Origin of the sequence: Pseudomonas sp. NPDC086278, assembly GCF_050280905.1 — a bacterium.
Classification (GTDB): Bacteria; Pseudomonadota; Gammaproteobacteria; order Pseudomonadales; family Pseudomonadaceae; genus Aquipseudomonas.
On sequence record NZ_JBNNWE010000002.1, the window covers coordinates 139,273 to 158,998 of the forward strand.

18 protein-coding genes and 1 pseudogene are annotated in these 19,726 nt (G+C 61.9%); 8 read left to right on the forward strand and 11 right to left on the reverse strand.

Annotation, left to right across the window (positions count from 1 at the left end):
- Position 1: 1 nt before the first annotated feature.
- Entirely contained in the window at positions 2-1,213 is a 1,212-nt protein-coding gene (locus ACQKP4_RS01505) for an alpha/beta hydrolase (RefSeq protein ID WP_427629730.1), read from the reverse strand.
- 348 nt (positions 1,214-1,561) lie between these two features.
- Here ACQKP4_RS01505 and ACQKP4_RS01510 point away from each other — a divergent pair, with 348 nt between their 5' ends.
- Together ACQKP4_RS01510 and ACQKP4_RS01515 are read left to right on the forward strand one after the other, a co-directional pair.
- Positions 1,562-2,560: a bile acid:sodium symporter family protein gene (locus tag ACQKP4_RS01510; RefSeq protein ID WP_427629733.1), complete on the forward strand. Its 999-nt coding sequence runs from the start codon at positions 1,562-1,564 to the stop codon at positions 2,558-2,560.
- 104 nt (positions 2,561-2,664) lie between these two features.
- Positions 2,665-2,946 (forward strand): hypothetical protein, encoded by a 282-nt coding sequence (locus tag ACQKP4_RS01515; RefSeq protein ID WP_427629735.1) that lies wholly within the window; start codon positions 2,665-2,667, stop codon positions 2,944-2,946.
- A 134-nt stretch (positions 2,947-3,080) separates the two neighbouring features.
- On the opposite strand, the gene katG is transcribed toward ACQKP4_RS01515, so the two are convergent.
- Both katG and ACQKP4_RS01525 read right to left on the reverse strand, forming a co-directional pair.
- A complete protein-coding gene (gene katG / locus ACQKP4_RS01520) occupies positions 3,081-5,336 on the reverse strand; it encodes a catalase/peroxidase HPI (protein ID WP_427629737.1) in 2,256 nt (751 codons plus the stop codon).
- Between the two features lie 327 nt (positions 5,337-5,663).
- Positions 5,664-6,053 (reverse strand): low affinity iron permease family protein, encoded by a 390-nt coding sequence (locus tag ACQKP4_RS01525; RefSeq protein ID WP_427629739.1) that lies wholly within the window; start codon positions 6,051-6,053, stop codon positions 5,664-5,666.
- Positions 6,054-6,220: 167 nt separating this feature from the next.
- Here ACQKP4_RS01525 and ACQKP4_RS01530 point away from each other — a divergent pair, with 167 nt between their 5' ends.
- Positions 6,221-6,442, forward strand: a complete 222-nt coding sequence (locus ACQKP4_RS01530) for a hypothetical protein (protein ID WP_427629741.1) — start codon at positions 6,221-6,223, stop codon at positions 6,440-6,442.
- A 111-nt stretch (positions 6,443-6,553) separates the two neighbouring features.
- Here ACQKP4_RS01530 and ACQKP4_RS01535 read toward each other — a convergent pair whose 3' ends face one another.
- A complete protein-coding gene (locus tag ACQKP4_RS01535; RefSeq protein WP_427629743.1) occupies positions 6,554-7,399 on the reverse strand; it encodes a hypothetical protein in 846 nt (281 codons plus the stop codon).
- A 328-nt stretch (positions 7,400-7,727) separates the two neighbouring features.
- Positions 7,728-8,183: a glycine zipper 2TM domain-containing protein gene (locus ACQKP4_RS01540; protein WP_427629745.1), complete on the reverse strand. Its 456-nt coding sequence runs from the start codon at positions 8,181-8,183 to the stop codon at positions 7,728-7,730.
- Positions 8,184-8,403: 220 nt separating this feature from the next.
- Between ACQKP4_RS01540 and ACQKP4_RS01545 the strand changes: the two genes are divergently transcribed.
- From ACQKP4_RS01545 to ACQKP4_RS01555, 3 genes and pseudogenes are all read left to right on the forward strand, one after another.
- Positions 8,404-8,652, forward strand: coding sequence for a hypothetical protein (locus ACQKP4_RS01545; protein ID WP_427629747.1), 249 nt, complete (start codon positions 8,404-8,406; stop codon positions 8,650-8,652).
- 168 nt (positions 8,653-8,820) lie between these two features.
- Positions 8,821-9,576 (forward strand): annotated as a pseudogene (locus tag ACQKP4_RS01550) (MCP four helix bundle domain-containing protein); the annotation flags it as partial.
- 132 nt (positions 9,577-9,708) lie between these two features.
- A complete protein-coding gene (locus ACQKP4_RS01555; RefSeq protein ID WP_427629772.1) occupies positions 9,709-10,434 on the forward strand; it encodes a methyl-accepting chemotaxis protein in 726 nt (241 codons plus the stop codon).
- A gap of 92 nt (positions 10,435-10,526) precedes the next feature.
- Here ACQKP4_RS01555 and ilvD read toward each other — a convergent pair whose 3' ends face one another.
- Positions 10,527-12,209, reverse strand: a complete 1,683-nt coding sequence (gene ilvD / locus ACQKP4_RS01560; protein ID WP_427629748.1) for a dihydroxy-acid dehydratase — start codon at positions 12,207-12,209, stop codon at positions 10,527-10,529.
- A 66-nt stretch (positions 12,210-12,275) separates the two neighbouring features.
- The gene (locus ACQKP4_RS01565; protein WP_427629750.1) at positions 12,276-13,172 is read right to left on the reverse strand and encodes a LysR family transcriptional regulator; all 897 of its coding nucleotides are present in this window, start codon (positions 13,170-13,172) and stop codon (positions 12,276-12,278) included.
- 130 nt (positions 13,173-13,302) lie between these two features.
- On the opposite strand from ACQKP4_RS01565, the gene ACQKP4_RS01570 reads away from it, so the two are divergent.
- Both ACQKP4_RS01570 and ACQKP4_RS01575 read left to right on the forward strand, forming a co-directional pair.
- On the forward strand, positions 13,303-14,697 hold the full coding sequence (locus tag ACQKP4_RS01570) for an MFS transporter (RefSeq protein ID WP_427629752.1): 1,395 nt from the start codon (positions 13,303-13,305) through the stop codon (positions 14,695-14,697).
- Between the two features lie 162 nt (positions 14,698-14,859).
- Positions 14,860-16,314 carry an ATP-binding protein gene (locus tag ACQKP4_RS01575; RefSeq protein ID WP_427629754.1) on the forward strand — a complete coding sequence of 485 codons (1,455 nt, stop codon included), beginning with the start codon at positions 14,860-14,862 and terminating at the stop codon, positions 16,312-16,314.
- A gap of 126 nt (positions 16,315-16,440) precedes the next feature.
- Here the strand turns inward: ACQKP4_RS01575 and ACQKP4_RS01580 are convergent, their stop codons facing one another.
- The 4 genes from ACQKP4_RS01580 to ACQKP4_RS01595 all read right to left on the reverse strand — a co-directional run bounded on the left by ACQKP4_RS01580 (position 16,441) and on the right by ACQKP4_RS01595 (position 19,216).
- Positions 16,441-17,643 carry an NAD(P)/FAD-dependent oxidoreductase gene (locus ACQKP4_RS01580; RefSeq protein WP_427629756.1) on the reverse strand — a complete coding sequence of 401 codons (1,203 nt, stop codon included), beginning with the start codon at positions 17,641-17,643 and terminating at the stop codon, positions 16,441-16,443.
- A 230-nt stretch (positions 17,644-17,873) separates the two neighbouring features.
- Complete coding sequence (locus ACQKP4_RS01585) at positions 17,874-18,248, reverse strand: response regulator transcription factor (RefSeq protein WP_427629758.1); 375 nt, start codon at positions 18,246-18,248, stop codon at positions 17,874-17,876.
- A gap of 101 nt (positions 18,249-18,349) precedes the next feature.
- Complete coding sequence (locus ACQKP4_RS01590) at positions 18,350-19,000, reverse strand: response regulator transcription factor (protein WP_427629760.1); 651 nt, start codon at positions 18,998-19,000, stop codon at positions 18,350-18,352.
- Positions 19,001-19,066: 66 nt separating this feature from the next.
- Positions 19,067-19,216 (reverse strand): hypothetical protein, encoded by a 150-nt coding sequence (locus ACQKP4_RS01595; RefSeq protein ID WP_427629762.1) that lies wholly within the window; start codon positions 19,214-19,216, stop codon positions 19,067-19,069.
- Positions 19,217-19,726 lie beyond the last annotated feature (510 nt).

Here is a 19,726-nt window from a genome sequence, read left to right on the forward strand (position 1 = left end):
GTCATTTTGCCGCAACTGGCGTGCGCGCGAACAGGTCGTCCAGCCAGCCACAGCATTCCTGGGCCAGGCGCAGTCGATTGTTGACCTGACAATGCCCGTCGGCACCGGTGTCTGCGGGTAGTTCGACCAGGGATTTACGTGGCGACGAAAGGCCCGCGTGCCAGGCGCGTGCCTGGTCGGCGAACAGGTCCGACTCAGCGCCACCGAGCAATGACAGGAAGGGCACAGTGACCCGGCTCGGGTCGGCCTGCATGGTTGACGTTCGTTCCATCAGTTCTTGCGGCGTGCGCGCGCCGGCCTTCCAGAAGGTCGTCTCGTGATTGCGCATCGCGGCGGCGGAGATAGTCGCGGCGGTGTGCTGAGCAGTCGCCGCCTGTACCGAACGGGCAAACAGTTCGCCGGCATCCCGCAACGGCGTGCTCGCCATCACCGTGGCCAATCGGGTTTCGTAACCGGCGACCCGGCAGGCAAAGTAGCCGCCCAGGCTGAGCCCCAGCAGCGCGATGCGCCCAGGACGGACACCGAATTGCGACATTAGCTGGTCGATCACACAGGCGACGGGTTTCTCTGCCTCGGCTTCCCAATACAGATCTTGCGCCTGTAAATCCCCTTGGCCCGGCAGATCGACCAGGGCCACGGAGTAGCCGCGCTCCAGCAAATTGCGTCCGACCGAGAGGAACAGGTCTTCGTGGCAGGTATCCGCGCCACCGATCACCAGCACCACCGGGGCATCCGCATCGGCGTTAGCGAAATAATGGCCGGGCAGATGCGTGTGCTTCCACGGTGTTTCGAAGCGGCTGCCCGGCAGGCGCAATTCATTGATGGCCTGTGCGAAGGCCCTTTGATGCTGGGCGTACAGTTCGATGAAGCGCTTGCCGGGGCCGGCAAACTGCCACGCCGAGCGGTAGCAGGCGAATGCCTTCAGGCGCATCTCGCCGGCGGAGCGTTGCCAGCCCTTCGCCAGCCAGGCATCAGCCTGTCGGTCGAGGTCATCGCCGTAATCGGAAAAAGCCTGTACCCAGCTGTCCGGATCGCCATCGATCACTTGCCCGGCGACGTAATACGCCTGGCCGATATCCAGTCCACCGGCAGGACCCCAGCCCAACGCGGCCATAAAGAACAAATCCATGTGTTCGTCGTTGAAGCGGTAGGTCATGCCGAGTCTGCGTGTGGGATTGTCCGGTGTTTCCGGTACGGGAGAGGTGCGGCTCATGGTGTCATCCGTTGGTTGCGATTCGAATACCTGATCGGTGGAACGCTCGTGCGAACGGCGCGGCCTCGAGGTTTTCACCACTTGCCCGACGCAGAGTTGGCCGGCGTAAGTATAGGCTCGCGCTAACCGTATTTCTCCAACACGCGGCGGCTATTGGATGAACCGATCCTGCGTGAACCCGGCGCGTTGACCCGTGAGGTAACGGCTGTTGTCACGTCGTATCCGGCAGTGTCTGTTAAAAAAAATGATGTCCGTTAGGCGACATCTACTGGGTTGTTAGCGTTAGCCGGTAACACTCAGACACGTTAGAGTCGTGGGCATGTTTCCTGGCCAACCCGGACGAACCTCATGACCCGCCCCCGTTTCTTGCCCGATAACTTCACCCTGACCCTGATTGGCGTCGTGCTTTTCGCCAGCCTGTTGCCCGCCAGCGGTCAGGTCGCGGTGGGCTTCGGCTGGCTGACCAATATCGCCATTGGCCTGCTGTTTTTCCTGCACGGCGCCAAACTGTCACGCGAGTCGATCATTGCCGGCGCCGGCCACTGGCGTCTGCATTTGCTGGTGTTCAGCCTGACCTTTGTGCTGTTCCCGCTGCTCGGGCTGGCGCTCAAGCCGGTGTTATCGCCCATGATCGGCGACGATCTGTACATGGGCATGCTCTACCTCTGCGCGCTGCCCGCAACGGTGCAGTCAGCGATTGCCTTCACTTCCCTGGCACGCGGCAACATTCCAGCGGCGATTTGCAGCGCGGCGGCCTCCAGCCTTTTCGGAATTTTCCTCACACCATTGCTGGTGACGCTGCTGTTGAATGTGCACGGCGATGGCGGCTCGACCCTCGATGCGATCATGAAGATCAGCGTTCAATTGCTGTTGCCATTCATCGCCGGGCAGATTACGCGGCGCTGGATCGGGGCGTGGGTCGGGCGTAACAAGAGTTGGCTGCGGTTCGTCGATCAGGGGTCGATTCTGTTGGTGGTCTACGGCGCGTTCAGCGAAGCGGTGAACGAAGGCATCTGGCAGCAGATTCCGCTCTGGGAACTGGCCGGGTTGGTGGTGGCGTGCTGCGTGTTGCTGGGGCTGGTACTGGTGGCCGCCACGGTGCTGGGCAAAGCCTTTGGTTTCAGTCTGGAAGACCGGATCACCATCCTGTTCTGCGGTTCGAAGAAAAGCCTGGCGACCGGTGTGCCGATGGCCCAAGTGCTGTTCGGCGGCAGCACCATTGGCATGTTGATCCTGCCGCTGATGCTGTTTCATCAAATCCAGTTGATGGTCTGTGCGGTGTTGGCCCAGCGGTATGCCAAACGCCAGGAAACGGTGGCCGAACTGATGGGCCAAGTCGATCCTTGATGGCCCATCCCCCAGCCGTGGCGAGCCATGGCCAAAGGTTTTTTTTACGCTAACCTTTTACTCGTTGAATTTCCGTCTTGTGACCTCGACAAAGGGGCTGGGTAATGAACACGAAATGGGTAGTGGTTTGCGGCGTCGTGGCTTCAGCGTTGATCTTCGGTTGTGTGAGCCAGGCTGATCAGCCTTCGGTGAACATCGGTGATCGTCACGGTAATTTGCGCGGGGCCCAAGAGCACATCGTGCAGGCCTGGCGTTTGGTGGACGAGGCCCAGCAAGATAACAATTACCGGTTGGGCGGCCATGCCGGACGCGCCAAGGAACTGCTCAGCGAGGCCAATGAAGAACTGCGGCTGGCGGCCGACACCGCGAATGAGCACCAGCAGTAACCGGGTGAACGCAGGCCGGCAGGCCGTTGCCGCCCGGCAGGCTGAGGTTTTTCAGGAGTAATGCGCCGTTGCAGGCCACCGCGACCCGTATGACCGGGTCGCGGTGGCCCATTCAAGGCCTTACAGATTCAACTTCACTTCACATCGAAGCGGTCCAGGTTCATCACTTTGCTCCACGCCGCTACGAAGTCTTTGACGAACTTGTCCTGGGCGTCGTTGGTGGCATAGACCTCCGCCAACGCCCTCAACTGGGCATGCGAGCCAAAGACCAGGTCGACACGCGTCCCGGTCCATTTCAGTTCGCCGGTTTTGCGATCGCGACCCTCGAACTCCTGGTTCTCCCCGGAGACGGGTTTCCATTCGACGCCCATGTCCAGCAAGTTCTTGAAGAAGTCGTTGGTCAAGGCCTCCGGCTGTTGGGTGAACACGCCATGCCGGGTGTGTCCGACGTTGGTGTTCAACACCCGCAGACCGCCGACGAGCGCGGTCAGCTCTGGCGCGGTGAGCGTCAGTTGTTGTGCCTTGTCGATCAGCAGGTGCTCGGCGGGAACGGTGTAGCGGGTTTTCAGGTAGTTGCGAAAGCCATCGGCGATGGGTTCGAGGAAGCCGAAGGATTCGACATCGGTTTGCTCTTGCGAGGCGTCCATCCGGCCCGGTGTGAATGGCACTGTCACCGTGTGACCGGCGTTTTTCGCCGCCTGTTCGACGCCAGCGTTACCGGCCAGCACGATCAAGTCGGCCAGGGAGACTTTCTTGCCGCTGGTGCTGAAGTCGCGCTGGATGCTTTCGAGCGTTGCCAGCACGGTGGCCAGTTGCTCAGGCTGGTTGGCGGGCCAGGATTTCTGCGGGGCCAGCCGCAGACGACCGCCATTGGCGCCGCCGCGTTTATCGGAGCCACGGAAGGTCGACGCCGCCGCCCACGCAGTCGAGACCAGTTGTGAGACCGTCAGGCCCGAGGCGAGGATTTTACCCTTGAGGTCGGCAACGTCGGTGTCGTTGACCAAGGCATGGTCGACGTCCGGTATCGGGTCCTGCCACAGCAATTCTTCGCTCGGCAGTTCCGGGCCGAGGTAGCGCGAGAGGGGCCCCATGTCGCGGTGAATCAGCTTGAACCAGGCACGGGCAAAGGCGTCGGCCAGTTGATCGGGGTTCTGCAAGAAGCGGCGTGAGATGGGCTCGTAGATCGGATCGAAACGCAGCGCCAGGTCGGAGGTCAACATCGTCGGGTTGCGCCGTTTGGACGGATCATGAGCATCCGGAATGGTGCCCGCACCCGCGCCGTTTTTGGCGACCCACTGGTTCGCCCCGGCCGGGCTTTTGCTCAGTTCCCACTCGAAGCCGAACAGGTTTTCCAGGTAGTTATTGCTCCACCGGGTGGGCGTGGTGGTCCACGTCACTTCGAGGCCGCTGGTAATGGTGTCCGGACCTTTGCCGGTGCCGAAGCTGTTTTTCCAGCCAAAGCCTTGTTGTTCCAGGCCGGCCGCTTCGGGCTCGGCGCCCACATTGTCGGCCGGACCGGCGCCGTGGGTTTTGCCAAAGGCGTGACCGCCGGCGATCAGTGCCACGGTTTCTTCGTCGTTCATGGCCATGCGGCCGAAGGTTTCGCGAATATCCAGGGCTGATTTGACGGGATCGGGTTCGCCTTCCGGGCCTTCCGGGTTGACGTAAATCAGGCCCATCTGCACGGCGGCCAGCGGATTTTCGAGGTGGCGGCCGCCCTCGGTGCGGCTCTCCTCGTTTTTGCCCGGCTCGGCCACGAGCGGACCGTCGCCTGGCTCCTCCACGGGTTCATTGTCCTTGCCGTAGCGGGTGTCGCCGCCCAGCCATTTGTTCTCCGAGCCCCAGTAAACATCCTCATCCGGTTCCCAGACGTCCGCGCGACCGCCGGAATAGCCAAAGGTCTTGAAGCCCATGGACTCCAGCGCGACGTTGCCGGTGAGGACGATCAGGTCCGCCCAGGAAATGTTACGACCGTATTTCTGTTTGATCGGCCACAGCAAGCGCCGCGCCTTATCGAGACTGACGTTGTCCGGCCAGCTATTGAGCGGTGCAAAACGTTGCTGGCCGGAACCGGCGCCACCACGGCCATCGCCGGTGCGGTACGTGCCGGCGGCGTGCCAGGCCATGCGGATAAACAGCGGGCCGTAGTGACCGAAATCCGCTGGCCACCAATCCTGGGAGTCGGTCATCAGCGCCGTCAGGTCGCGTTTGACGGCCTCGAAGTCGAGCGTCTTGAACGCTTGCGCATAGTCGAAGCCCTCATCCATGGGATCGGAGAGGGAGGAATGCTGGTGCAGGATTTTCAGATTCAGTTGGTTCGGCCACCAATCGCGGTTCGTCGTGCCACCGCCGGCGGCGTGGTTGAAGGGGCATTTCGATTCGTTTGCCATGTGTGAGCTACCTTTGGTCGTGTTCATCCGGCTATCCGGCCCGGGATGAGCCTTGGATAGCAACGAGCGAAACCATTGACTCGGGCTACAGGGCCAGCAGTTGGATCGGATCGACCGATCATGTCGAGCACACGGGAATGCTGAACAGCGGCAATCGAGTTGCCTGCGCGGTGGCCCACGGGTGGCCTAGTCAAGCTTCGGACTCATTCCTCTCTCCTTATCAGCACTAAACCGGCCAGCTTGTTCCGCCGACGCTGGATAGAGGTTAGACCCCACTTGGGAAGTCAGCTAATAGCCGGAGTATTCGGAGCTCATAGGCGTTTTCTTTCAATCGGCGTTGGCAGGGGGCTCGGTCGGAATCTGTATCTCCTGGCTTGCGCCGATGCTGCTGTACTGCTTGCGCAGCGTCCTGAGCTCTCGCGTTCCGAGTGTATCCAGGCACAGCGCGGCGTTTTGCGCGTCTTTGGTCGCACGCAATAGCTCATCGATTTTCAAGTGCAGAATGTCGTTATCGCGGTTTTGTGTGTTTTGAATCAGGAACACCATGAGAAACGTGATGATCGTGGTCGAGGTGTTGATGATCAGTTGCCAAGTGTCGTTGTAATGGAAGAACGGACCGGTACAGGCCCAGACGACGATCAGCGCAACGGCGATCAGAAACGTTGAGGAGTTGCCGGCCCGGTGGGAGAGTGCCTGGCTGATCTTGGAGAATTTCATGATGGGGCTAATCCTGGATGAACGTTAACCATGGACAACCGACAAGCTCTGAAATTCTTTTTTACATTTTCCCGCTGGCTATTGCGCGCAATGGCCGTATGTCGGCGCAGTGGAACGCGTTCTGTTGACCGGGATTCCAAACCAGATCGAAGCCTGGGAGTGGGTCTATGACACATGAATTGAAGTCTGAGGCACTGGCCGCCTGGTACAAGCTGCTCTCCGAACCCGAGATTCGTATGGATGCGCAGGATCAGTACGACGAGTTACTGAAGGCGGCGGATGAGATGGAGCGCAAAGGTCTCATTGGCAGTGATGAGTGGCGCAATCTGGTGCGTAAGGCGGGGGTGGCGTTTTCGGAGGCCATTGAAGGCGTGGGACGAGGCACTTAGCGCTATCGGCTGATTGAGCCTGCGGCAATAGAAAAGCCCGCTGAACGAGTAAAGTTCCGCGGGCTTTTTACGCTTGCCGGAGAGCCCCTTGGCGCTTGAAGAAAACGCCGGTTAGCGCGGCGTATTGAACTGGTCGGAGTAATTGCTGGACATGTAAGTCTCGGCGACACGATCCGAGCCCACGCCGGGACGAGCACTGAACGCGAGTTGACCGGCGCCGACATGATCCGAGCCATCGGAAGCGACCGCACCGGCGCCCACATGATCCGCACCATCGGAAGCGACCGCACCGGCGCCGACGTGATCCGAACCATCGGAAGCGACCGCACCGGCGCCCACATGGTCCGAGCCATCGGAAGCCACCGACCCGGCGCCGACATGATCCGAGCCATCGGAAGCGACTGAACCGGCGCCAACGTGATCCGAACCATCGGAAGCCACCGAACCAGCACCAACATGATCCGAACCATCGGAAGCGACCGAACCAGCACCAACGTGATCCGAACCATCGGAAGCCACCGAACCAGCGCCGACATGATCCGAACCATCGGAAGCGACCGAACCGGCGCCCACATGATCCGAGCCATCGGAAGCGACCGCACCGGCACCGACATGATCCGAACCATCGGAAGCGACCGAACCGGCGCCGACATGATCCGAGCCATCGGAAGCGACCGAACCGGCGCCGACATGATCCGAACCATCGGAAGCCACCGAACCGGCGCCGACATGATCCGAACCATCGGAAGCCACCGAACCGGCGCCGACATGATCCGAGCCATCGGAAGCGACCGATCCGGCGCCGACATGATCCGCACCATCGGAAGCCACCGAACCGGCCCCCACGTGGTCAGCACCGTCAGAAGCCAATGCTCGCGCCTCGGCAGCCCAGGCGCCGGGTATGGCTACCGTCGCCGCTAACGCAAAAACAACGCCTGAAAACAGCTTGAATTTCATAATCTTCTCCACCACCCGTTGGCCACGAAACAATCGAGCAATGGCTCGGGATCAACTACGTTGGCAAATGGCACGGCGCACCGGGGAGGCGCGTCGGTGTCGATGTTTGGCAGGACACGGAAAAATTCACTCAAAGAGTATAGATCGGCAAATTTGCCTGACCTGCATTCACGGGTTTTTTCAGATCGGGGAGGGTGGAATCAGCGGGAGCAGCGTCCTCGGGGCCCGGCGAATGCGGGTGAAAACGGGGGGCCGGGATGAGTGCCCCCGTTGGTCAGTCCGTTTTTTGAAAAACAGATTCGTCCCCGTTTTTTTCAAGAAGGGACTTCTAACCTTGCGGCACGACCCGCGCTCCGTTGCCGGCACCTTCAATATAAACATTCATGCCTTTGGTCAGCGCTGGGTTGATTGGCTGAGTCACCGATACCAACACGCCACTTCGGGTGCGCACGATGATTTGCTGGGCTTCTTGCGGCTGGTCATATTTTTTCTTTTCCATGTAGTTGCCGCCGACGCCACCTGCCAGGGCGCCCGCCACCATGGCCACATCCCGGCCGGTGCCACGCCCGATCAAACTCCCGACGGCCAAGCCGCCGATCCCGCCCAGGATGGCGCCGACACCGCTGTCGTGGTTGGTCTGCATCTGCGTCAGCGTAAGCTGTTCAATCGTACCCGAGCGAATCTCCATCTCGCCGGCGCCACCGCTCCCGGCGTCAACGGCGGCGCAGGCACTGAGCAGCACACTTAAAAAGGTCACTATTAGCCGGGAAGCAATGGTACTCATCGTTGAACTCCTTCAACTCGGGGGGAATGTTGCATTCGAACGCGTCAGCTGACGTAGAGCAAAAAAAGCCTAGCACACGCTACGCCATGTGCCGGTCGGCAGCTTTTTCAACGGCCAGGCGCAGGGCGGGTCAGCGGAGGGGGAAAACCATCGGTCGGTGCAGCTGAACCGGATTCGGCGTGGCTTGATCCATTCAGAAACAGCGTCCGGAGCCATCGCCATGCACTCATTCGCCAACCAGCTGACACCGGCTCAAGCGCACAAACTGCGAGCGCTCGACGCGTGGCATGTCGCGCTCGAAAACCAGGCACTGCGCAGGGAGTGTCCCGATGCCTACCACGAGCAGTTGATTCGCCTGTCAGACGAGTTGGATCGTCTGGGAATGGTGAGTTGGCAAGAATGGCGCGATCTTCGGATTGAAGCCGACCAGGCTTATCTGCGAGCGGTTGCGGGGGAGGATTATCGCTGAGGTCATGTGGGAGTGGCGCGACGGCAGGCACGCCAGCGTGTCCATCACCGGGCGGTCGATCTACCGCATGTCGCAAAAGCCCCGAAACTAGGCTACCAGTCTTAAAAAAGTGCCGGGCGCAGTCGATAACCTCTCCATAACAGCGACTTGCCGCCAGAGGGCTACACCGTGTCGATAAAACTACGCTTATTGCTACTGATCGGTACGAGCCTGCTGACTGCGTTGATCGTGAGCCTGGTCAGCTATGTGGGCAATACTCGAATGGCTGGGGCGGTGAGTGACAGCCAGGTCAGTATGTCGGCGCTGCGCAATCACCTCGAAGCCGACATGATGCACGACGCCCTGCGCGCCGATGTGCTGTCGGCCATGCTGGTCGGGCTGGGCAAAAGCACCAGCAGCAAGGCTGAGGTGCACAGTTCGATCGAGGAGCATGCGAAGCATTTTCGCGAGGTGTTGGATGAAAACCTCAAGCTGCCGGTCAACGACACGCTCAAGGCTGCGTTGAACAAGGTCAAACCGAGCCTCGATACTTACATCAGTGCCGCCGAACGCATTGTCGGGCTGGCACTGGACAATCCCGATGCTGCGCAAAAGGAGCTTGGCACCTTCAACAGCGCGTTCAGCCAGCTCGAAGAGCAAATGGCGTCGCTCAGCGAACTCATCGAAACCAACACGCAACAGGCCAGCCGGGGCACCGAACAGGCCATCAGCACGGCGAATTTCGCCCTCGGCGTGGTGCTGATTGCCAGTTTGTTGCTGCTGCTCATCCAGGGTCGCTGGGTGATTTCGGGCATCATGGGGCCGCTGCAAACGGCCAGCCGCATTGCCCAAAGCATCGCCCACGGCAACCTTAGCGAACCGATTGTCGAGCCCACGCAAAACGACGAAGCCAGCGCCTTGATTCGCAGCCTGGCGACCATGCAGCGCGATCTGCGCGGCATGATCGAAGTGGTGCGCAGCAATGCCCATGGTGTCAGCGGCATGAGCGTTCAATTGAGCAGCGGTTGCCACCAGGTCGCGGACAGCAGCCAGCAACAAAGCGTCGCCGCCAGCACCATGGCGGCGGCCGCCAGTGAAATGACCGCGAGCATCGAGGAAATCACTCGCCACGCCGAGCGCGCGCTGAGCATGGCCAACCAGGCCGAGACACTGGCCAAGGATGGCGGCCGGGTGATTCATCAGGTGGTTGAAGACATGGACGGCATTGCCCGTTCGGCGCAGCAATCGGCTCAGGTGATTCGCACGCTGGACAAAGAATCCGAGGGGATTTTCAGCATCATTCAAGTGATCAAGGGCATTGCCGACCAAACCAACCTGCTGGCGCTGAACGCCGCCATCGAAGCCGCCCGTGCCGGTGAGCAGGGGCGCGGTTTTGCGGTGGTCGCCGACGAGGTTCGCAGCCTGGCCGGACGCACCAGCGCCTCGACCCAGGAAATCGCCACCATGGTCGCGCGCATCCAGCAAAGCACCCGCGAAGCCGTCACCAGCATGGAAGCGGGCGTGGCCCAGGTCGACAAAGGCATGGCCGTGACCGCCGACGTCGAACGCGCCATCCGCGAAATCCTCCAGGCCACGCTCAGCACCACCGAACTGGTCAACGACATCACCCGCACCATTGGCGAGCAAAGCCTGGCCAGCAACGAAATCGCCCATCAGGTGGACATGATTGCCGGCATGTCCGAAGGCAACAGCAAAGTCATCGGCCAGACCGCTTCGACCACCGACGAACTGTCGAGCCTGGCGGGCAAGCTGTCGCAGTCGGTCGACCGGTTTCGCCTTTGAGTGCAGGCCCGGGTGAAACAAACTCTGTGTGAGAGCGAGCCTCACGGGCGATCTTGCGCCTGGCGGGCAAACGGCGCGCCGCCCGGGCGCGCCTACAGGTACTTATCCGTCACCGCGCCTTCCGACGCGCTGGACACGGTTTTCGCGTATTTCGCTAGCACCCCGCGTTTGTAGAGGGGCTCAGGGCGCACCCAGCGGGTTTTACGTTCGGCCAGCACCGTGTCGGAGACGTCCACGGTGATTTGCCGGGTTTCGGCGTCGATGGTGATGGTGTCGCCGTCCTCGATCAGCGCAATCGGCCCACCCTCGAACGCTTCCGGGGTGATATGCCCGACCACAAACCCATGCGAGCCCCCGGAGAAGCGGCCGTCGGTGATCAGCGCCACGTCTTTGCCCAGGCCTTTGCCCATGACCGCCGACGTCGGCGAGAGCATTTCGCGCATGCCCGGCCCGCCTTTGGGGCCTTCATAACGAATCACGATCACTTCGCCGGGTCGGACTTCGCCATTGAGAATGCCCGCCAGCGCACCTTCCTCGCCGTGGTAAACCCGCGCCGGCCCCTCAAAACGCAGACCTTCCTTGCCGGTGATTTTCGCCACCGCGCCCGTGGGCGAGAGGTTGCCGCGCAGCACCACCAGGTGTGAGTCCTTTTTGATCGGCCGGTCGAACGGCAGGATCACGTCCTGACCCTCGGGGTAGTCGGGCACGCTGGCCAGGTTCTGCGCGAGGGTCTTGCCGGTGACCGTCAGCACCTCGCCGTGCAGCATGCCGGCCGCGAGCATGCGTTTCATCAGTGGCTGGATGCCGCCGATGGCCACCAGTTCGCTCATCATGTATTTGCCGCTGGGGCGCAGGTCGGCCACCACCGGCGATACCTTGCCCAGCTCGACAAAATCATCCAGCGTCAGCTCGACGTCCACCGCATGCGCCATGGCCAGCAGGTGCAGCACGGCGTTGGTCGAGCCGGCGAGGGCGATGACCACACGAATCGCATTTTCAAACGCCTGGCGGGTCATGATGTCGCGCGGTTTCAGGTCCAGTTTCAGCAACTCCATCACCTGCTGGCCGGCGCGGTAACTGTCCGAAACCTTGTCGCTGCCGACCGCCTCCTGAGAACTCGAACCGGGCAGGCTCATGCCCAGCGCCTCGATGGCCGAGGCCATGGTGTTGGCGGTGTACATGCCGCCGCAGGAACCGGGGCCGGGGATCGCCACTTCCTCGATCTGCTTGACCTGAATCTCGCTGATGTCGCCGCGGGCGTGCTGGCCCACGGCCTCGAACACGGAAATGATGTCGGTGTGGCCCGCGCCGGGCCGGATGGTGCCGCCATAGACGAAGATCGATGGTCGATTCAGCCGCGCCATGCCGATCAGGCAGCCCGGCATGTTCTTGTCACAGCCGCCCACGGTCACCAGGCCATCGAAGCCTTCGCAACCGACCACCACCTCAATCGAGTCGGCGATCACTTCCCGCGACACCAGCGAATATTTCATGCCTTCGGTGCCGTTGGCGATGCCGTCGGAAATGGTGATGGTGTTGAAGATCACGCCTTTGGCGCCCGCCGCGTTCGCGCCTTTTTCCGCCTCAAGGGCGAGCTTGTCGATGTGCATGTTGCACGGCGTGACCATCGCCCAGGTGGAGGCGATGCCGATCTGCGGCTTTTTGAAATCTTCATCGGTGAAACCCACGGCCCGCAGCATGGCGCGGGCGGGGGCGGCTTCGACGCCGTCGATGACTTGAGAGGAGTATTTACGCAGATCGTCGTTGTCGCTCATGGCATTGGCTCACATCGGCAGACCGTCTCGGCAAGGATTGAAGTCTAGACCCGGGCGCCGCAAAAATCAGTTCACCGCCGCGCACACCTGCCGAATGCACTCACGCAGCCAGCGATGCGCGGCATCGGCGTCCATTCGCGGGTGCCAGAGCATGGAAATAGTGATCGCTGGCGTGGTGAGGGGCAGGGCGAAACTGTGCAGGCCGGCGCGCAGGTTGTGCGTGTGCCGCTCGGGAACGGTGGCGATCAGGTCCGAAGCGCGAGCCAGCGCCAGAGCCGCGCCAAAACCGCTCACGAGGGTGACGATCTCACGTTCAAGCCCCAGGGTTTTCAACGCTTCATCCATCGGCCCGCTGTCGCGCCCGCGCCGCGAGACCAGAATGTGTCGGCCCGCCGCATAGCGGGCAGGTGTGACCTTGCCCTCACTCAACCGATGCCCGGCGCGCACCACACCGATAAAACGGTCTTCGAACAAGGCGCGGGTGCGCACTTCCGCGCTGGTGATATCGCCGACAACGCCGGTCTCCAGATCTACCGAGCCATCGCGAAGCAGCGCGCTGTCCTTGCTCAGCTTCTGCACAAAATGCAGGCGCACGCCGGGCGCTTCTTCGCCGAGACGGGCAATGAGCGCCGGGCCGAAGTTTTCGACGAAGCCGTCGCTGGTGCGTAAGGTGAAGGTGCGAACCAGGCGCTTGAGGTCGAGTTGCTCGGCAGGGCGCAGCACTGCTTCGGCCTGCTGCACCAATTGGCTGACCTGTTCGCGCAGTTCAAGCGCACGCGGCGTCGGCACCAGGCCGCGGCCGGCGCGCACCAGCAGCGGATCGCCGGTGGTTTCGCGCAAGCGTGCCAGCGCGCGGCTCATCGCCGATGGGCTCAGGCGCAGACGTTGGGCGGCGCGCGCCACGCTGCCTTCGGCGAGCAAGGCGTCAAGGGTCAGCAGCAGGTTCAAATCGGGCGTGGTCATGGCCGAACGTTAGCACGACTCTGCGCTGACATGGCGTTGCATGCAGCTATTACCTGCAACTCATGCGTCTTCCGCCTGGTCATCGCCGCGCATACGCTGGACGCTCACACCTTTCAGAACGGCCCCGACCATGACCCTCACGCCACCGTCCACCCCGGTTCGCTGGGCACTTGCCAGCCTGTCACTGTCGATGCTCATGCCGTCCCTCGACACCAGCATCGCCAACGCCGCCTTGCCGACATTGGCCCACGCCTTCGACGCGACGTTTCAAGCCGTGCAGTGGATCGTCCTGGCGTACTTGCTGGCAGTCACCACCGTGATCGTCAGCGTCGGACGCCTCGGTGACCTTGTCGGCCGTCGCCGCTTGTTGCTGATCGGCATCGCGGTTTTTACCGTGGCATCGCTCGCTTGCGGCTCGGCACTGGCGTTGCCCTGGCTGATCGCCGCCCGCGCCGTGCAAGGTTTCGGCGCGGCAATCATGTTGGCGCTGAGCGTGGCATTTGTCGGCGACACAGTGCCGAAAGCGCAGACCGGCAGCGCCATGGGCCTGCTCGGCACGATGTCGGCAGTGGGCACCACGCTGGGCCCGTCGCTCGGCGGTCTGCTGATGCACGGGTTTGGCTGGCCGTCGATTTTTCTGGTGAATGTACCGCTGGGCGTCCTGGGTTTTGTGCTGGCCTTGCGCTGTTTGCCGGCGGATCGGCCAGTGCCTCGGCGAATCGGCTTCGATGGAACCGGAACCGTGCTGTTGGCGCTGACACTTGGCAGCTACGCCTTGGCGATGACGCTGGACCAGTGGAGTTCGCGCAACCTCGCGCTGCTGCTGGTCGCCGTCATGGGTGCGGGGCTGTTCTTGCGGGTTGAGGCGAAGACGCCGTCGCCGTTGATCAAACTGACGCTGTTGCGTGATCGCCGGCTCAGCGCGAGCCTGGCGATGAGTACGCTGGTCTCGACGGTGATGATGTCGACCCTGGTGGTCGGGCCGTTTTACCTTTCGGGCGCGCTGGGGCTGGACACCGCGCTGGTCGGGCTGGCCTTGTCCGTCGGCCCGTTGGTGGCCGCGCTGGGCGGGGTTCCGGCCGGCCGTCTGGTGGACCGCTTCGGCGCGCCACGCATGACGCTGATCGGGCTCGCCTTTATGGCGCTCGGGGCCGGGGTGCTGTCGATGATGCCAGCGGCGTTCGGCATCATCGGCTACGTCGCGCCCATCGCGGTCATCACCGCGAGCTATGCACTGTTTCAGGCCGCCAACAACACCTTGATCATGACGGACGTCAGCGCCGATCAACGTGGCGTGGTGGCCGGCCTGTTGAGCCTGGCGCGCAACCTGGGGCTGATCACCGGCGCCTCGGTCATGGGCGCAGTGTTCGCGCTGGGCTCGGCGGCAACGCGTGGCACCACGGCTGCGCCGCAAGCGGTCGGCAATGGCGCGGCCCTGACGTTTTTGGTGGCGGCGGGGTTGTTGCTGCTGGCGCTTGCCATCGGCCTGGCCAGCCAGCAACGAAGACGCCTGGCGAGCGCCTGATACCGGGCACGGCGGCGCGAATTCAGGGTTATTTGTCATGTCGTCAACGGCCCGGGTTCACTATATTCGGGCCTCGTTCCAGACATCTTTCTTCCAGTGGCTCGGTGCGGGGCTGACGGTCCGCGGCGGGTTATCCCCCGAGCTGTAAACCGCGGATAAATCATGACGCCCCTGACCCTGAGAAAAGGCTATTTGCAGACGGACGCCATGGCGTTCCTGATTGCATTACTCGTCGCCGCCTTCGTGGTGGTGTTCAAGTTCTTTACCAATCTGAGCGTTGCGACGACGGTGCTCTACGTGACGCTGGTGCTGATGTCGGCCAATGTCTTTTCGGTGCGGCTGGCGATCACCGTTGCCCTGGCGTGCCTGAGCGTGTTGACCGTGATCTTTGTGGTCGACCGTGATTACCAGAACACCGAAGCAATCGGGGCCTATGTGCGCTGCATTGTGTCGCTGTCGGCGATTACCTTTTTGGCGTTGCGCAGCAAGCGTCTGTCGGACACATTGCGCCGCAACGAAACCTATCTGGTCGGTGCCCAGCGGCTCAGTCAAGTGGGCAGCGTCGGGTTTCGCGTGGATCGCTCGCAGGTTTTCTGGTCGGCGGAAACGGCGAGGATTTTCGAATACTCGCCGAAGGAAGCGCCGAGCATGCTCAAGATTCTGGCCCGCACTCACCCCGATGACCGGCACATCGCGGAGGCGGTGTTCGAGCAGGCCTCGCGCCACGAACCGCGCCTGGAAGTCGAACATCGCTTGCTGATGCCGGACGGCCGTATCAAGCACATCCACATGATCGCCAATCCCTTGCCGGCACCACACGACGGCTTTGAATACGTGGGCGCCGTGATGGACCTGACCGCCGCCCGCGAGTCCAAGGACGCGCTGTTTCGCTCGCAGTCGCAACTGGCGCACGTCACGCGGGTGACGTCGCTGGGTGAGTTGGCGGCGTCGATTGCGCACGAGGTCAACCAGCCCCTCGCGGCGATCAGGACCAGCGGCGAAGCCTGTCATCGCTGGCTTGATCGCAGCGAGCCGAACCTCGGCGAGGTGCGCACCGCCCTGGACCGCATGATCAGCAGTTCGGCGCGCGCCAGCGAAGTGATCCGGCGTATTCGCAAGCTGTCGCGCAACGGTGATCCCGAGCGTCAGCGCGAATCGTTCAACGACATCGTCAGCGACACGCTCGGGCTGGTGCAGTACGAGTTGAGCCGCAGTCATGTGAAATTGCGCGTCGAACTGGCGGTCGTGCCGGTGCACGTCAGTGCCGACCGCGTGCAGCTGCAGCAAGTCATCCTCAACCTGATCATCAACGCGTGTCAGGCAATGACCGAAGTCGATCCGCGCACGCGGCTGTTGCACGTCCGTACGTGGGTGCATCACGACGAAGCGATGCTGGAGGTCCGGGATTGCGGCGGCGGTATCTGCGCCGAAGCGTTGCCTTCGCTGTTCACGCCGTTCTTCACCACCAAGGCGGACGGGCTGGGCATGGGCCTGTCGATCTGCCGTTCGATCATCGAGTTTCATGACGGGCGGATTTGGGCCACCGCCAATCAAGGCACCGGCGCGGTGTTTTGCATCGCGCTGCCCGCGTTGAAAAATGAAGAGGTCGCGGCTTGAAAGCGTTTTCAAGCGTCGCCGAATTCGCGGCAAAAAAAAGCCCGCCAGAAATCCAGTGGCGGGCCTTGGAAGGGAATGAATGAGCGCAGCGGTTGCCGAGGTGCGGCCCGGTCAACGCTGCGGGGGTTACGCCACCGGAATCAACGGATCGGCAGCGGCCAGAGCGGTCGCCCGGTCGGCCGCCGGTGGGTAGATCCATACGGTATTGATCTGGGTTTTCAGCTCTTTGGCTTCGTGTTTGACCAACTTCAGTTGACGGTCCCAACCTTCGGTGAACACCGCGCCCCAGGCGCCAAGGTCCAGGCACGTCACGTACTTTGGCTGGCTGTAGATCATCGGTTCCACGCCGAGCAAATCCGCCGCGACGTTGTTGCCGGCGTAGCGTCCCAACGCAATGGCGTGCTGGCAGGACATGCCCGAGAAATTGCCGAGATCGTCAGTGGCGGCGTAGGCCACATCGCCGGCGGCGAACACATCGGCATGCCCGCGCACTTTCAAGTGGCCATCGACGTGCAAGCGGCCTTGCGGGTCGCGGGTGCCGACCACTTGCTCGGTCAGCGGGCTGGCACGAAAACCAACGGTCCAGATCACCGTGTTCGACTCGATGCGCCGACCGTCGGCCAGGGTCACGCCGCCGGCATCGACCGAAGCGACCGAGGCGTTCAGCACCCATTCGATGCCCAGGTGTGCGGACGCTTCAATGATGGACGGACGGATGCCGTCGCCCATCGACGCGGCAATTTGCGGCCCGCGATCCACGACGATCACCCTGATCTGGGCGTCATCGCCCAGCGCGGCACGCAGGCGGGCCGGCAATTCGGTAGCCGTTTCGATCCCGGTAAAGCCGCCGCCGGCGACCACCACCGTGTTGCGTGCCGCGCTGGCAGGTTGCTCTTTCAGTGCCTTGATGTGGGCTTCGAGGCGCGTGGCTTGTTCGATCTGATCGACATCAAAAGCGTGTTCGATGATGCCTTCAAGGTCCGGGCGAATCACCCGGCTGCCGGCGGCGAGGACCAGGCGGTCATAGCTGAGCGAGCCCGTGGTGCCAGACACGTCGCTGTAGGTCACCTGCTTGCTGTCGACGTCGATGTTGTCGGCGGTGCCTTTGACGAATGTCACGCCGACCGCGTCGAACAAGTCGCCGAGCGGCGCCATCATGGTGTGGACATCGGCCTCGTAGAAACGCGGGCGAATCCGCAGTTCCGCTTGCGGAGCGAGGACGGTGATCTGCACGTCGTTACGGTCATGCTTGTCCAGCAGACGGGCGGCGCTCAAGGCGCTCCATACACCACCGAACCCTGCGCCAATAACCAGAATGTGCTGTTTCATGAGGGAACTCCTGAAGACAAAGTATCGAGCGTTGTTTGCGCGTGACCGTGTTGCGGATGGATTGAAGTGCGTGCCTTCAATGCATGACCGCAGGACTTGCTCCGGTTCGGTTCGCTGTAGGAGATGCTATCGGCGAGGGCGGTGCGCAACACTTCTACCTAGGGTCAGTTCAACCACGCCTAGGTGTGACGGGGGTATACCAAGGTATTAACGGGCGGGAATAAAGAGGGTCAGGCCTGGCGCTCAAGCACGCCTTCGATGCAGGCAAGCAGTTCGTTGCAGGGGAACGGTTTCGGAAAGTACGCCACCGGCACCGGGGCGTTCACGCTGACCTGGGGCGGCGCACCCGGATAGCCAGTGATGAAGATGACCGGGATGTGAATGCCGCTCGCGAACAGCTCGTCATACATTTGAATGCCGGACATGCCGGGCATTTGTATGTCGCAGATCAGGCACGCAGTGTCGTGCGGGCCGGTGGATGAGAGGAAAGCTTCAGCGTTGGCGTACACCCGGACGGTATAGCCGTTGGAACGCAACAAACTGTCCAGTGCCATGCGCACGGACTCGTCATCGTCGACCACGGAAATGATAGAAGTGCGAGACATGTAAGGTCCTGAGGGCTATCGGCTACTCATAAAGAGCACTCGCCATCACCGCAAGATACGCCGTCCAGTCGCGCAAAATACTATACGTGCGTATAGGAACGTTACTGCGCCGGGGTCACTCCGAGCGCTTGCGCCATACGCACCAGATCGGCGAAGGAGCGGGCGAACATCTTGCGCATGGCCTGGCCGCGATGGATCTTGACCGTGATTTCGCTCAAGCCGATTTCCCCGGCGATCTGTTTATTCATCAGGCCCGACACCGCCAGCGCCATGACGGTCTGCTCCCTTGGGGTCAGCGTCGCGTAGCGGCTGCGCAACTCATCGTTGCCACGCTCGGATTCGCGCCGCACCTTGTCGCGCGCGTGGGCGGCGGACACGGCATCGATCAGATCCTGTTCGCGAAACGGTTTGGCCAGGAAATCCACCGCTCCGGCTTTCATTGCCCGCACTGTCATGGCGATGTCGCCGTGGCCGGTCATGAACACAATGGGCAGGTTGATGTGGGCGGCCAGCAGCTCGTTCTGGAAATCCAGCCCGCTGGTGCCTTGCAGGCGCACGTCGAGGACCAGGCAGCTTGGGGTGTCGGGGCGGTCGTACTTCATGAATTCCGCTGCTGAGCTGAACAGCGCGACTTGCAGACCGATGGAGCGCAACAGGCTTCCAAGTGCTTCGCGCAGCGGTTCGTCATCATCGACGATGAACACCAGTGGCTCGTGATTGATGACTTTGTTCATGGGGTGATGGTTGTTCATGGGGCTTCCAGAGGGGGCGGCAGTCCTGCGTTGACCGTCGGATAGCGTAGAAGCAATTGGGGCGGTTCAATAGGACATAAAGCCCTGAAATTCGGCCATTGGGATTTTTAGGTTGGTGGGGATATCCGTTTCTTCGGTAGTGGTGGCTGGCTTTTTAGAAGGGTGGGCATATCCGTTTTTGCGGTAGTGGCGGCTGGCTTTTTTAAGAGTGGGCATATCCGTTTCTGCGGTAGTGGCTGCTGGCGGTTTCGCTCTTACAGCGAGTCACTTTCGAAAAGCGCGAAAGTAACCAAAGCGCTTTTGCCCCTCCATTCGGTGCCTCGCCTAGGCTCGGCATGCCCTCACTCCGGCATTGCTCCGGGGGCCCGCCGCCATCGGCCATCCATGGCCGGGGGCGGCTACCGCGGCATCCTTGCCGCGGTGCCCCCTGCGCAATACCTGCGTTCGGCCTTTGGGGAAGGGGCAGCAGATCAAGATCAAGATCAAGTTCAAAAGCCAGAGCCAGATCAACGGCTTCGCGAGCAAGCCCGCTCCCACAGGGGGAGGGTGGGTGTTTGCGAGAGATTGGGTGACTGTGAGGACGCCTTCGCTGGTAGGCAGCTCTCGGATGGATCGGCGTATGCCTTGGCTTTTCACCACTCATCAGGCCGAGCGTTAGCTCGCCTTCAGCTTTTGATCTGGGCGCCCCCTCGGGAGGCCGAGTGGAGGTTCTGCGCAGTGGGCAAC